Annotated in this window: 11 protein-coding genes and 3 tRNA genes; all 14 read right to left on the bottom strand. The window is 59.9% G+C overall.

The window, feature by feature from the left end; all coding sequences use genetic code 11:
* The 14 genes from AC1DWM_RS19655 to AC1DWM_RS19590 all read right to left on the bottom strand — a co-directional run bounded on the left by AC1DWM_RS19655 (position 1) and on the right by AC1DWM_RS19590 (position 13724).
* A complete protein-coding gene (locus AC1DWM_RS19655) occupies positions 1–1236 on the bottom strand; it encodes a c-type cytochrome (RefSeq protein ID WP_477795909.1) in 1236 nt (411 codons plus the stop codon).
* Between the two features lie 2 nt (positions 1237–1238).
* Positions 1239–1778, bottom strand: coding sequence for a (2Fe-2S)-binding protein (locus AC1DWM_RS19650; RefSeq protein ID WP_223511466.1), 540 nt, complete (start codon positions 1776–1778; stop codon positions 1239–1241).
* Entirely contained in the window at positions 1771–4602 is a 2832-nt protein-coding gene (locus tag AC1DWM_RS19645; protein WP_223511464.1) for a xanthine dehydrogenase family protein molybdopterin-binding subunit, read from the bottom strand. The genes AC1DWM_RS19650 and AC1DWM_RS19645 overlap by 8 nt, the downstream gene beginning before the upstream one ends.
* Positions 4603–5075: 473 nt before the next feature.
* A tRNA-Asp gene (locus tag AC1DWM_RS19640) sits at positions 5076–5152 on the bottom strand.
* 92 nt (positions 5153–5244) lie between these two features.
* A tRNA-Asp gene (locus tag AC1DWM_RS19635) sits at positions 5245–5321 on the bottom strand.
* A 55-nt stretch (positions 5322–5376) separates the two neighbouring features.
* Positions 5377–5452, bottom strand: a tRNA-Val gene (locus tag AC1DWM_RS19630).
* Positions 5453–5699: 247 nt separating this feature from the next.
* Positions 5700–6476, bottom strand: coding sequence for an SDR family oxidoreductase (locus tag AC1DWM_RS19625; protein ID WP_223511462.1), 777 nt, complete (start codon positions 6474–6476; stop codon positions 5700–5702).
* Entirely contained in the window at positions 6473–7684 is a 1212-nt protein-coding gene (locus AC1DWM_RS19620; protein ID WP_223511460.1) for an O-succinylhomoserine sulfhydrylase, read from the bottom strand. The genes AC1DWM_RS19625 and AC1DWM_RS19620 overlap by 4 nt, the downstream gene beginning before the upstream one ends.
* A 164-nt stretch (positions 7685–7848) precedes the next feature.
* Entirely contained in the window at positions 7849–9354 is a 1506-nt protein-coding gene (gene purF / locus AC1DWM_RS19615) for an amidophosphoribosyltransferase (protein WP_007935163.1), read from the bottom strand.
* 41 nt (positions 9355–9395) lie between these two features.
* Positions 9396–9956: a CvpA family protein gene (locus tag AC1DWM_RS19610; RefSeq protein ID WP_046026887.1), complete on the bottom strand. Its 561-nt coding sequence runs from the start codon at positions 9954–9956 to the stop codon at positions 9396–9398.
* 99 nt (positions 9957–10055) lie between these two features.
* A complete protein-coding gene (locus tag AC1DWM_RS19605; protein ID WP_477795908.1) occupies positions 10056–10715 on the bottom strand; it encodes an SPOR domain-containing protein in 660 nt (219 codons plus the stop codon).
* Positions 10699–12006 carry a bifunctional tetrahydrofolate synthase/dihydrofolate synthase gene (gene folC, locus AC1DWM_RS19600; protein ID WP_477795907.1) on the bottom strand — a complete coding sequence of 436 codons (1308 nt, stop codon included), beginning with the start codon at positions 12004–12006 and terminating at the stop codon, positions 10699–10701. The genes AC1DWM_RS19605 and folC overlap by 17 nt, the downstream gene beginning before the upstream one ends.
* Entirely contained in the window at positions 12003–12923 is a 921-nt protein-coding gene (gene accD, locus AC1DWM_RS19595) for an acetyl-CoA carboxylase, carboxyltransferase subunit beta (RefSeq protein WP_223511456.1), read from the bottom strand. The genes folC and accD overlap by 4 nt, the downstream gene beginning before the upstream one ends.
* Before the next feature lie 177 nt (positions 12924–13100).
* Positions 13101–13724 carry a phosphoribosylanthranilate isomerase gene (locus AC1DWM_RS19590; protein WP_223511455.1) on the bottom strand — a complete coding sequence of 208 codons (624 nt, stop codon included), beginning with the start codon at positions 13722–13724 and terminating at the stop codon, positions 13101–13103.
* Positions 13725–13760 lie beyond the last annotated feature (36 nt).

Below are 13760 nucleotides of genomic sequence, written 5' to 3'. Positions count from 1 at the left end.
TCAGTGCGCCTTGTGCTCAAGCGGCGGCGCATCGGCACGCAACGTTTGCACAGCGTTGACCGCCAGATCACCCGGCTGACCACCCCAGCTCTGACGCAGGTAGTTCAGCAGATCAGTGAGTTGCTCGTGACTGAGCTTCTCAGCGAAACCTGGCATCGGCTGCATGTGTTCGAACCCGGCAAATTTCTGCTCACCGATACCGTCATCAATCACTCGCACCAGGTTGCGCGGATCTTCCAGGCGCAGCGTAGTGTTGCCGCGCATGGCCACAGCGATGTGCGGCTTGCCGTCGCCACCGACCTCGTGGCAACCGGCGCAGACGTTCAGGTATTCCTGACGACCACGCTGGGCACTTGCAGTGAGCTTGTCGAACGGCACGTCAGTCAGCACCTTCGCCGCTGGCGGTTGATCGCCCAGCAGGTAGGTCGCCATCGCCGCCAGGTCCGGGTCAGTCAGGCCCTGGGTGCTGTTGTGGAACACCGGGAACATTTCGTTGAACATCGTGCCCTGAGCGCTCATGCCATGCTTGAGGAACGAGCTCAGGTCCTGATGGCTCCAGCCGCGAGCCGCCAGATCATCGGCCAACAGGCCAGGTGCCAGATAGCCGTTGAGCACGCCGCCGGTCATGCGCTTGTCCTGCTGCATCGCACCCGGCAAGCCGCGCGGGGTGTGACATTCGCCGCAGTGACCCAGCACGTCGACCATGTACTGGCCACGCTTGAAGGCTTCGCTTTTACCCTCGGTCGGCGTCAGCTTCACATCCTTGCCATAAAGCATGTTCCAGCCCATCAGGCCCAAACGCACATTGAAGGGGAAGCTCAGGCTGGTGACCGGTGCCGCACGCTCAATGGGCTCGAACGTTTTCAGGTACGCGTGAATCGCATCGGAGTCGCCGCGCGGTATCAGGTGGTACGAGGTGTACGGCATGGCCGGGTACAGGTTGGCGCCATCACGGCGCTTGCCTTCGGTCAGCGCGGCGAAAAATTCGTCATCGTTGTAGAGGCCGATGCCGTGCTCTTTGCTCGGCGTGATGTTGGTGCCGTAGATTGTGCCAAACGGCGAGACAATCGGCAGACCACCTGCGTACGGCGCGCCACCCGGCGCGGTGTGGCAAGCCATGCAGTCTGCGGCACGGGCGAGGTATTTGCCGCGCTTGACCTGATCGTCGGCGTGAGCCAGCAATACCGGCGCACTCAAACCAACCGCCAATGCCAGGCGGGAAAGTAGCTGCTTCATGCTTAACCCTCCTTGACCAGGCCGAGATCGGTCAGCACATTGCGCGTCGCGCTGTAGTAGCGCACGTAGCCAGTGCAACGGCAGATGTGGTGTCCGAGGCTGTCCTCGATGACTTTTTCCAGCTGGCTTTTGACGATGGGCTGACGTTGCAGCTTTTCCACCAACACGGTCGCGGCATTTACGAAACCCGGCGCGCAGTAGCTGCACTGGAAGGCGAATTCGTCGACGAAGCGCTGCTGGATCGGGTTCAGCTCAGTGACTTTGCCCTGCTCGTCGCGTTTCGCATGGCCTTCGATGGTGCGTACTTTTTTGCCTTCAAAGTAATGCGCGCCGGTGATGCAGGTGCGCACTTCTTCGCTGGTGCCGTCCGGGTTATCGACGATCACCACGCACGCATGGCAAATACCCTGTCCGCAACCCAAACGCGAGCCAGTGAGGTTTTTGTATTCGTGCAGGTAATCGATCATCGGCAGGTCATCAGGGATGTCCACCGGGCCGACGGTTTGACCGTTGAGGGTCAGTTGGAGCGGACGGTTAGCCATTGAGGGCCTCCTTGATGCGTGCAGAAGTGATAGGCAGGTCGCGGACCCGTTTGCCGATGGCGTGTGCCACAGCGTTACCGATGGCACCGACCACCGGGATCATCACCACTTCGGCAATGCCCTTCGATGGATCGCTTGGCGACAGCGGCGGCAGGATTTCAGACGTCTGCTTCCAGACCGCCACATGACGCGCCATCGGCAGGCGGTAACGGTTGAAGTTCCAGTCACCCTCCCCCGGCCCGCCTTCGTACAGCGGCATCTCTTCCATCAACGCATGACCAATGCCCATGGCGATTCCGCCTTCGACCTGGCCCTTGACCAGCTCTTCCACCAGCACCCGACCGCACTCAACCCATGAATGATGGTTGAGCACTTGCACTTCGGCCGAGCCTTTGTTGACTTTCAGTTCCACCAGCGTCGCGACCGGGCTGTAGTAAGTCACTGCCGCGTTGTTCAGCTGAGTGTCGGGGTAATGCACGTTCTGGCGATCCAGCAGATGGAAACCTGCGCTGTTCATCTGCGCCTTTTTCACGCTCGGAGCGCCGTCGCCGTACTTGACCGCCAGGCCATCGAGCGGCAGACGTTCGCGCACGCCATCGATGCTGAACTCGGCATCGGCCCAGCTCCAACGGTTGAAACCGTGCACGGTTGCGCCAGTGACCAGGCCACGCTCGTGGGCGTGCTTGGCCAGTTGCTCAAAGCTCAGTGGCTGCATGCCGTTGGCGGTGAGTTTGCCGTCGACCCAATGCGCATCTTCGCGACGCACCACATAAGGGTTGGCCGCACCACCATAAGGACCCTGACTCCAGATCTGCATCGCTGCCGGCCACAAGCCGTGGTTGAACAGCACGCGCGCCGCTTCACGGGTGGCGTGACTGAAGTAATAAGCCGAGTTGGTGGCCGACGAGGCCGAGGCGATCTTGCCGACCCAGCGCGGGTTACGCAGCAAACTGTCTTGCTCGGCCTGACTCATGATGTAAGGGTTGCCGCCGCTGATCAGCTGCAACTCCTTCCATTCGGTCTCGCCGGTTTTCACTTCGGTCGCCGCAACACCGAGGAAATCGGCCACGACCAGAGCTTGAGAAGTGGACATGCCGGTGCCGATTTCGATACCGATGTGGCGTAGGGTGACGTGCCCTTGCGCGGTGAACTCGATGCTGGCCATCGGCGCTTCAGAACCCGTGCCGAAGTCTTTCTGACAGATGGCGAAACCGACGCCGTACCAGTTGTCCGGATCCTGCGCTTCGCGTTGCTTTTTGATCGCGTCGCGGTTTTTCCAGACGTCGTGAACGGCAGCCTTGTCGAGAATCTCGTGCAAGCGCAAAGCACCCGCCGGCACCGCGCCCTGGGTATTTTTCATACCCGAGACCATAGCGTTTTTCTTGCGCAGATCGATGGCGTCGATGCCGAGGCGATCGGCAATTTCGTCGACCATCATTTCGGTGGACGCCATGCTTTGCAGTGTGCCGTAACCCCGCATCGAGCCGGCTTCAACGGCGCGGGAATGATAGGCCGTGACCTGCAAATCGTTCTGCGGCATGTAGTAGATCGACTGCGCCGCCGTGGCGCCAACCGCCGCCACCGACGCGCTGTAGTTCACTCGCCCGCCGCCGTCGACGCTCATGTCGGCGCGGAAAATCTTGAAGCTGTGATCGTTCTTGTCCACCGCCAACTGGTAGTGGATGTCAAACGGGTGACGCTTGATGCCGCTCTGAAACTGCTCGTACCGGTCGTTGGCCAGACGCACCGGAACGCCCGCGCCGTACAACGCCGCGAGGGCTGCGTAGTAGACGAAAATATTGTGGTCTTTGGAGCCGTAGCCGACGGTGTAACCCGGGTGCATGTTCAGGTGCGCCAGACCGAAACGCGACGGGGCGATCATTTTCGCGGTTTCAGTCGCGGCTTCCAGTGGGCACTGAGTGGCCACGACGAAATGCAGGGTCTTGGTTGCAGGGTCGTACCAGCCGTTGCCGTTGTCCGGCTCCAACGCGGCCGGCTCAATCGATGGCGTCTTGTAGCGCTCGTCGAATACCAGCCAGTTGTCAGGCGGCGTGTCGATCTGCTGCTTCATGCGATCAGCGTAGAACAAACCGCGCTCGGTCAGATTGCCGTGCAGGTTCGGCTGGGAATTCCACACCGGGCGACGGTTGCGCAGCATCGGGAACAGGATCGAGTCCTTGAGGCTGGCAAATTCGTCCTCGTCCGCCGAGGTCGCCCCGCCCACGCGCACATAGCGGAAGCTGCCGTAGGGATCGCGTTCGTAGAACGGCGCTATATCACCGTAGCGGATTGCTTTGTCATTGAATTTGAGCTTGGCCTTGGCCTGGCGGAAACGCTCGAAGTCGTTCCAGATCAGGATCGCCACCGGGTGACCGATGAACATTGGCACTTTGCCTTCCGGCAGCAGCGGATCTGGCGCGTGCTCTTCCGGGAAGACGATGCCGTCTTTCTCCAGGTCGGCAGCGGTGACGATGCGGTCAGGCTGCAACTCGGTGCCGAGCCACGACAGGTCCATGCCCGCGTAGATGCGGTCGGCCTTGATGGTTTTCAGCAGCATGGCGTGGCCTTGCTGCTGCGGCCAGCCCGGCATGTCCTTGGCGCGGATGTCGCGGGCAAAGACTTTGCTGCCGCAGACTTTCGACAAGGCATCGTTACGCGAGCGTGCCTTGCCATTGTTGCCGAGCCACTGCTCGGACGGCACGGTCACGCTGTTTTCCATCAAGGCTGCCAGCGCCTGGCTGCTCAATGGCGTGAGCGTCACGCTCACACCCGCTACCAGCCCGCCCTGAAGGAACGAGCGCCGGGATATATCACGGTTGGACATGGATCATCCTCTGGGCGGTTAGGGACCCGCCCTTTTGATTATGTACTGGAAATCTCGAGTCGTGCAGAAACCCTTATTGACGAAACAAAGGGCTGAAATGACATTGCAAAGCTGACCGAAAGGTTAAGTTTATAGGCTTGTGCGCTTGCGGCAAACAGCCCAATACAAAAAACTGACCGGAGAATCAAAATATTGTGATTTTTTTATTACAAGAATTGATGAGGTCAGCAGTTGTGAGGCCAAGGCCAACCCTGCCAGACGTCGTCGTCGCGAAACACCTACAGACGATCAAAGAGAAAGGTATGCAGAAAGCCCCGACAAGGGAGAATACAAGAGGAGGAAAAGCCAAATTTCAGACACAAAAAACCCCGGTCTTTCGACCAGGGTCATTGCTATCGACTCGAAGTAAACACTGGCATAACCAGCGGCTTTCTTCGTAGCTCCAAGGCGTTCAGTGGGCCTTGTAGCAGATATGGCGCAGCGGACGGGACTCGAACCCGCGACCCCCGGCGTGACAGGCCGGTATTCTAACCGACTGAACTACCGCTGCGTATCGCTTTGGACTTTCGTCCAAGTAACTCGTCTGATTGAAAACTCAGAAGCTTTTCAATCTCGAAGCAGATAAATCTGATCCGGAAAATATGGCGCAGCGGACGGGACTCGAACCCGCGACCCCCGGCGTGACAGGCCGGTATTCTAACCGACTGAACTACCGCTGCGCGTCGGTGGAGGCTTTTTACAGCTTCCATCTTGCTTTCGCAAGACTCTCGGAAGTGGTGGGTGATGACGGGATCGAACCGCCGACATTCTGCTTGTAAGGCAGACGCTCTCCCAGCTGAGCTAATCACCCGTTTGCATCTCCGAGGCCGCGAAATTTACGCAGGTACCGAACCTAAGTCAATAGCAGGATTGAAGTTTTTCTGAAAAAGACAAAATCGTGTCAATCCAGACAACTGCCAGACAGCTTTCGCGAGCAGGCTCGCTCCCACATTAGAAAAGCATCCTCCCTGAAGATACGCGAACTACTGTGGGAGCGAGCCTGCTCGCGAAGAGGCCGGCACATCCAACATCAACCTGTAGTAGCCACTGCTTTAGGGCTATTCGCTGTAAATCATCTTCTTGGTCATGCCACCATCGACCACGAATTCCTGGCCCGTGACAAAACCGGCATTCTTCGACAGCAACCACGCTACCATCGCCGCGACATCTTCGACCGTCCCTACCCTGCCCGCCGGATGCTGGGCATGATCGGCATCCGTCAGCGGCTCGGCACGCCGCACAGAAGGGTCTCGCGTGTCGATCCAGCCAGGGCTGACCGCATTCACACGTATTTCCGGCCCAAGGCTGATCGCCAATGCGTGAGTCAGCGCTAACAAGCCGCCCTTGCTCGCCGCGTAAGCCTCTGTGTCGGGCTCCGACTGCCCGGCGCGGGTCGAGGCCAGGTTGACGATCGCGCCGCTGTGCGCGCGCAGGTACGGCGCACAGTGTTTGGCCAACAGCATTGGCCCACTGAGGTTCACCGCCAAGACGCGGTTCCAGTAGGCCAGATCGAGGCTTTCCAGCGTAATGTTGTGCGGATCTGCCACCGCCGCGTTGCACACCAGCGCATCCAGGCGCCCGAACTGGCCCAGCACCTCGGCGACGCCCAACGCCACCTGCCCTTCATTCGAGACATCCATGGCGATAAACCAGGCATTGTCGCCCAGCACCTTCGCCACTTTCGAACCGCGCACCCGATCCAGATCGCTCAGCACCACCTGCCAGCCTTCGCTGATCAACCAGGCCGAAATTCCCAACCCAATGCCGCGCGCCGCACCGGTGACCAGTGCAACACGGCCATTGGACCCGATTTTCGGCGAAGGCAACTCGATCACAAGGCCGCCAACCCGCGCGCCAGGTCGGCTTGCAGGTCAGCCACGTCTTCCAGGCCGACCGCAATGCGGATCAGGCTGTCACGAATGCCCGCCGCTTCACGCTCTTGCGGCGCCAAACGGCCGTGGGAGGTGGTGCTCGGGTGGGTGATGGTGGTCTTGGTATCACCGAGGTTGGCCGTGATCGAAATCAGGCGGGTCGCATCGATAAAGCGCCAGGCGCCCTCTTTGCCACCCTTGACCTCGAAACTGACCACCGCGCCGAAACCTTTCTGCTGGCGCTGAGCCAGTTCGTGCTGTGGATGGCTTTTCAGGCCGGCGTAATGGACTTTCTCGATGCCGTCCTGCTGCTCCAGCCACTCAGCCAGTTGCTGGGCGTTGGCGCAATGCGCCTTCATCCGCAGGTTCAGGGTTTCAAGGCCCTTGAGGAAAATCCAGGCGTTGAACGGGCTGAGGGTTGGTCCGGCGGTGCGCAGGAAACCGACCACTTCTTTCATTTGCTCGCTACGACCGGCCACGACACCACCCATGCAACGGCCCTGGCCATCGATGAACTTGGTTGCCGAGTGCACGACAATGTCCGCCCCCATTGTCAGCGGCTGCTGCAATGCCGGGGTGCAGAAGCAGTTGTCGACCACCAGCATCGCGCCTTTGACGTGAGCAATTTCCGCCAGCGCGGCGATGTCCACCAGCTCCGCCAGCGGGTTCGATGGCGACTCGACAAAAAGCAATTTGGTGTTGGATTTGATCGCCGCATCCCAACCGGACAAGTCCGCCAGGGGTACGTAATCGACTTCGATGCCGAAGCGCTTGAAGTACTTTTCGAACAGGCTGATGGTCGAACCGAACACGCTGCGAGAAACCAACACATGGTCCCCGGCGCTGCACAAGCTCATCACCACCGCCATGATCGCGGCCATGCCGGTGGCAGTGGCCACGGCTTGCTCGGCACTTTCCAGGGCGGCAATGCGCTCTTCGAATGCACGCACGGTCGGGTTGGTGTAGCGCGAGTAGACGTTGCCCGGCACTTCACCGGCAAAGCGTGCCGCCGCGTCGGCAGCGGTACGGAATACGTAGCTGGAGGTGAAGAACATCGGATCACCGTGTTCGCCTTCCGGCGTGCGGTGCTGACCGGCGCGTACGGCCAGGGTATCGAACGCTACGCCTTCGAGGTCGCTGTCCAGCCGACCGGCATCCCAATCCTGACTCATGTTCTCACTCCTTGCCTTATTCGGTAGTAGATACGAAACCGGCCTTGAGGAGAGACACCTATGTAGGAGCTGGCTTGCCAGCGAAGTGGGCATCACATTCAACATCTTCGTTGCCTGTGATACTGCCTTCGCTGGCAAGCCAACTCCTACAGGCCGGTAGAGATTTAGTTGTTGTACAGATCGATGATCGCACTGACTGCCTGCGTCTTGACCTTGGAGGCATCATTACGTGCCTGCTCGATCTTGTTCAGGTAAGCCTCGTCGACGTCGCCGGTGACGTATTGGCCATCGAACACCGCGCAATCGAACTTGTCGATCTTGATCTTGCCGCCACCGACCGCTTCGATCAAGTCAGGCAAGTCCTGATAGATCAACCAGTCAGCGCCGATCAGGTCAGCAACGTCCTGGGTCGAACGGTTGTGGGCGATCAGTTCGTGGGCGCTCGGCATGTCGATGCCGTAGACGTTCGGGTAGCGAACGGCCGGTGCGGCGGAGCAGAAGTAGACGTTTTTGGCGCCGGCTTCGCGAGCCATCTGGATGATCTGTTTGCAGGTCGTGCCGCGAACGATCGAGTCGTCCACCAGCATGACGTTCTTGCCACGGAATTCCAGCTCGATCGCGTTGAGCTTCTGGCGAACGGATTTTTTCCGTGCGGCCTGGCCCGGCATGATGAAGGTCCGGCCAATGTAGCGGTTCTTCACGAAGCCTTCGCGGAACTTGACGCCCAAGTGGTTCGCCAGCTCCAGGGCCGCGGTGCGGCTGGTATCCGGGATCGGGATGACCACGTCGATGTCGTGATCCGGACGCTCGCGCAGGATCTTCTCGGCGAGCTTCTCACCCATGCGCAGACGGGCCTTGTAGACCGAAACACCGTCGATGATCGAGTCTGGACGCGCCAGGTAGACGTGTTCGAAGATGCACGGGGTCAGGGACGGGTTGGTCGCGCACTGACGGGTGTGCAGCTTGCCGTCTTCAGTGATGTAGACCGCTTCGCCCGGCGCCAGGTCGCGAATCAGGGTGAAACCGAGTACGTCCAGGGAGACACTTTCGGAGGCGATCATGTACTCGACGCCTTCGTCGGTGTGACGCTGACCGAAGACAATCGGGCGGATGCCGTGCGGGTCACGGAAACCGACGATGCCGTAACCGGTCACCATCGCTACGACTGCGTAGCCACCGACGCAACGGTTGTGCACGTCAGTAACAGCGGCGAAAACGTCTTCTTCGGTTGGCTGCAACTTGCCGCGCTGGGCCAGTTCGTGAGCGAACACGTTCAGCAGGACTTCCGAATCGGAGTTGGTGTTGACGTGGCGCAGGTCAGATTCGTAAATCTCCTTGGCCAGCTGTTCAACGTTGGTCAGGTTACCGTTGTGCGCCAACGTGATGCCGTAAGGCGAGTTGACGTAAAACGGTTGAGCTTCGGCCGAGGTCGAGCTGCCCGCGGTCGGGTAACGCACATGGCCAATGCCCATGTGGCCGACCAGGCGCTGCATGTGACGCTGATGGAACACGTCACGCACCAGGCCATTATCCTTGCGCAGGAATAACCGGCCATCATGGCTGGTCACGATACCGGCAGCGTCCTGGCCGCGGTGCTGGAGGACGGTTAGCGCGTCATACAGCGCCTGATTGACGTTCGACTTACCGACGATACCGACGATGCCACACATGCGACGCAACCCCTACTTAATGGATCTGAACTGAACAACACTCACTGAGGCGTTTTGGCCATTGGCAAGAGTTGCTCCTTGAACGGTATCTCAGCGGGTACGCTGATACCGCTGGCAAGCCACTGACTGCTCCACCCGAGAATCAGGTTTTTGGACCAGTCTGCGACCAATAGAAATTTTGGCACGAGCTGTGACTCTTTCCACCACCCGTCCTGCTGTACCGGCCCCAGGCTCAACAGCCCGACCGCCACGACCACCAGCAGCACGCCACGCGCGGCGCCGAAGGCCATGCCGAGGAATCGATCGGTCCCGGAAAGCCCGGTGACGCGAACCAATTCGCCGATAAGATAATTGATCATTGCGCCTACGATTAACGTGGCGACAAACATGATGGCACAGCCCGTGATCACACGAGCCGACGGCGTTTGGATATATCCGGCGAGGTACTCGGACAATGAACCACCGAACATCCAGGCAACGGCTCCTGCAATGATCCAGGTCACCAGCGACAGCGCTTCTTTGACGAAGCCGCGGCTCAGACTGATCAATGCGGAGATGGCGACGATTGCAACGATCGCCCAGTCAACCCAGGTAAATGGCACAGTGCAGCCTACAGACGGATAAGGCGGCGCATTTTAGCAGAGCCCATGCTGATCGGTAAGCGGCGATTGTCAGTGCATTTCAAATCGGAGCGATAGTTTTTAACCGCGTTCGGGCTGGAAGCGCACGACAAAACCCTTGAGGTTATGTTGGCGGCTCAACAAATCGCGCAGACGATCGGCTTCGGCACGCTCGATCAGCGGCCCGACGAACACCCGATTCTTGCCATCGGCCGAGCGGATATAGGCGTTATAGCCTTGGATGCGCAGGGTTTTTTGCAATTTTTCCGCGCTTTCGCGATTCGACAGGCTGGCCACTTGAATCGACCAGCTGACCGACAGGCCATTGGCATCGATGCGACTTTGAGTGGTATCCGGCCTGGTCGGTGCAGCTGCGATAGGCTGAGCGGGCGGCGTCGAAGCCTTGGCGGCTGGCACAGGTGCCGGGACGGTCGGTTTGGCGACAGGTACCGGAGCCACAGGGGCCGTCGTTGCAGCGGGCGTCGACGGCGCTTCCTGCTGAGCGATTTCATCATCGCTAGGCACAGGCTCTTGAGGCAGTGCCTGCGGCTCAGGCACCGCTACTGGCTCGACCTGCACTTGCGGCAGCTCCGGTGCATGCGGCATCGCCGGCGCATCGACTGTCACCTGACGCTGCTCATCCTGACGGGAAAACAGCATCGGCAGGAAAATCACCGCCAGCGCCACCAGCACCAGCGCGCCGACCATGCGTTGTTTGTAGGCCTTATCCAGCAATGCCATTTGCCGCTTCCTCCGTGGAGCGCCGGGCCAACCATTCAAGGGCCTCGGCGACACAATAAAATGATCCGAACAACAGTATCTCGTCGTCGCTCGTCGCCAGCACGCTCTGCCCTTCCAGGGCTGCCGCCACGCTGTCATAGGACGTTACCGACGCGCCAAGGTTCTGCAACGCAGCCTGCAAATCGGCAACCGGGCGCGCACGCGGCGAGTCCAGCGGCGCGACAGCCCAATGCTGGACACTAGCACTCAATTCACCGACAACACCATCCAGATCCTTGTCAGCCAGCAAACCGAACACTGCCAGACGCTTGCCGGTCGGCGGTCGACTGGCCAAGCGGCGAGCCAGGTACTCGGCGGCATGAGGGTTATGCCCCACATCCAGTAACAGGTTCAGGCGCTTGCCCTGCCAGTCGAACTGACGGCGGTCGAGACGACCCACCACCCGCGTCGATTTCAGCGCTTCAATAATCTGTGCGTCCACCCAAGGCAAACCGAGCAGCAGATAGGCCTGCAGGGCCAATGCGGCGTTTTCCATAGGCAGATCGAGCAACGGCAAATCGTACAACTCGACCGCTCGCCCTTGAGCGTCGAGCCCGCGCCATTGCCAGTTGTGATCAGTCACGCCGAGGTCGAAATCGCGACCACGCAGGAAAAACGGGCAAGCCAGCTCTCGCGCCTTGTCCAGCAGAGGTTGTGGAGGATTCAAATCACCACAGAGCGCAGGCGCTCCCTGACGGAAGATGCCGGCCTTCTCGAAGGCTACAGACTCACGGGTATCACCCAGATAATCCGCATGGTCGACGCCGATGCTGGTGACCAGCGCCATGTCGGCATCCACCACATTGACCGTATCCAGACGCCCGCCAAGGCCGACTTCCAGCACCACGGCATCGAGACCGGCCTGTTGAAACAGCCAGAACGCCGCCAGGGTGCCCATTTCGAAATACGTCAGGGACGTGTCGCCACGACCGGCCTCGACTGCGGCGAACGCTTTGCACAGCTCGGCATCCGCGGCTTCGACGCCGTTGACCTGCACCCGTTCGTTGTAACGCAGCAGGTGCGGAGAGTTGTAGACACCAACGCTCAGGCCCTGCGCCCGCAGCAACGAGGCCACGAATGCGCAGGTCGAACCCTTGCCGTTGGTGCCTGTGACCGTAATCACCCTAGGCGCCGGCTTACCCAGCCCCATGCGAGACGCTACCTGCTGCGAACGCTCCAGGCCCATGTCGATGGCCGAAGGGTGCAACTGCTCAAGGTAGGCGAGCCACTCGCCAAGGGTGCGCTCAGTCATACGTTCGCAGGTACCGGCGGAACCACGATTGGTTCGATTGGCGCAGCGACGAATTTCGGCGTCGGCAGACCCATCATTTGCGCCAGCAGGTTGCCCAGACGCGGACGCAGTTCCTGACGGTGAATGATCATGTCGATGGCACCGTGCTCCAGCAGGAATTCACTGCGCTGGAAGCCTTCCGGCAGTTTTTCACGCACGGTTTGCTCGATCACACGTGGGCCAGCGAAGCCGATCAGGGCTTTTGGCTCACCGACGATGACATCACCGAGCATCGCCAGGCTGGCGGAAACGCCGCCGTAGACCGGGTCGGTCAGCACCGAAATAAACGGAATACCTTCTTCACGCAGACGCGCCAGTACCGCCGAGGTCTTGGCCATTTGCATCAGGGAGATCAGGGCTTCCTGCATCCGCGCGCCACCGGAAGCGGCAAAGCAGATCATCGGGCATTTGTTTTCCAGCGCGTAGTTGGCGGCGCGAACAAAACGCTCACCAACGATGGCGCCCATCGAACCACCCATGAAGGAGAATTCGAACGCAGACACCACCACCGGCATACCCAGCAAGGTGCCGCTCATGGAAATCAGTGCATCTTTTTCGCCGGTCTGCTTCTGGGCAGCGGTCAGGCGATCCTTGTACTTTTTGCCGTCACGGAATTTCAGACGGTCAACCGGCTCCAGGTCCGCGCCCAGTTCGGCACGGCCTTCAGCGTCGAGGAAGATGTCAATGCGGGCGCGGGCGCCGATGCGCATGTGGTGGTTGCACTTCGGGCAAACATCCAGGGTCTTTTCCAGCTCCGGACGGTACAGCACAGCCTCGCAAGATGGGCATTTGTGCCACAGACCTTCAGGCACCGAGCTCTTCTTGACCTCGGAACGCATGATCGAAGGGATCAGTTTGTCTACTAACCAGTTGCTCATGCTTTCTTTCTCCAGTACCGGCGGCCCGAACGCTCTGGTTCGCAGCCCCGCGTATGCCCTTGAGCTAAATTCATATGTGTGGCGATGATTGATCGGGTGGCCGGGTCAGCGAAAGCGACCTGCGTACAACCCATAAATCCTCAGCCATGCCTGTGGACGGCGGCAGTCTGCCAGCCGTCACATCAAGGTACGTACCGCTTTGATGAATGCCTGAATCTTTGCATGATCCTTGATGCCCTTGCTTGCTTCTACCCCACCGCTGACGTCCACGGCGTAAGGCCGGACCCGGGTAATCGCCCCAGCGACGTTTTCGGGGGTCAAACCGCCCGCCAGAATGATCGGCTTGCTCAAGCCTTGCGGTATCAGGGACCAGTCGAATGCCTCACCAGTTCCACCCGGTACACCTTCAACGTAGGCGTCGAGCAGGATACCGCTGGCGCTGGGGAACGCATCGCAGGCTGCCGCGATGTCGTCACCCGCCTTGACCCGTAGCGCCTTGATGTACGGCCGGTGCCAGCCTTCACACTCGGCGGCCGTTTCGTCGCCATGGAACTGCAACAGGTCCAGCGGCACGGCATCGAGCAGCTCGCCCAGCTCGCAACGACTGGCATTGACGAACAAACCCACGGTGGTGACGAAAGGCGGCAGCGCCTTGATGATGTCGCGCGCCTGCTGAAACGTCACAGCCCGGGGGCTTTTGGCGTAAAACACAAACCCGATGGCATCGGCCCCGGCCTCGACCGCCGCCAACGCATCTTCTATGCGGGTGATCCCGCAAATCTTGCTGCGAACGGCAGACATGTCGATAAATCCTCAGGGTAAATCCGGGAAAGTCCC

It is taken from the genome of Pseudomonas sp. P4_C8 (assembly GCF_056401975.1).
The sequence above is the reverse complement of the archived record's forward strand: the minus strand, read 5'-3'. Positions and strand labels throughout refer to the sequence as shown.

Bases quoted from the DNA above. Each gene is read 5' to 3' on its own strand.
- AC1DWM_RS19655 (WP_477795909.1), bottom strand. From the start codon at position 1,236: ATGAAGCAGCTACTTTCCCGCCTGGCATTGGCGGTTGGTTTGAGTGCG.
- AC1DWM_RS19650 (WP_223511466.1), bottom strand. From the start codon at position 1,778: ATGGCTAACCGTCCGCTCCAACTGACCCTCAACGGTCAAACCGTCGGC.
- AC1DWM_RS19645 (WP_223511464.1), bottom strand. From the start codon at position 4,602: ATGTCCAACCGTGATATATCCCGGCGCTCGTTCCTTCAGGGCGGGCTG.
- AC1DWM_RS19620 (WP_223511460.1), bottom strand. From the start codon at position 7,684: ATGAGTCAGGATTGGGATGCCGGTCGGCTGGACAGCGACCTCGAAGGC.
- purF (WP_007935163.1), bottom strand. From the start codon at position 9,354: ATGTGTGGCATCGTCGGTATCGTCGGTAAGTCGAACGTCAATCAGGCG.
- AC1DWM_RS19605 (WP_477795908.1), bottom strand. From the start codon at position 10,715: ATGGCATTGCTGGATAAGGCCTACAAACAACGCATGGTCGGCGCGCTG.
- folC (WP_477795907.1), bottom strand. From the start codon at position 12,006: ATGACTGAGCGCACCCTTGGCGAGTGGCTCGCCTACCTTGAGCAGTTG.
- accD (WP_223511456.1), bottom strand. From the start codon at position 12,923: ATGAGCAACTGGTTAGTAGACAAACTGATCCCTTCGATCATGCGTTCC.
- AC1DWM_RS19590 (WP_223511455.1), bottom strand. From the start codon at position 13,724: ATGTCTGCCGTTCGCAGCAAGATTTGCGGGATCACCCGCATAGAAGAT.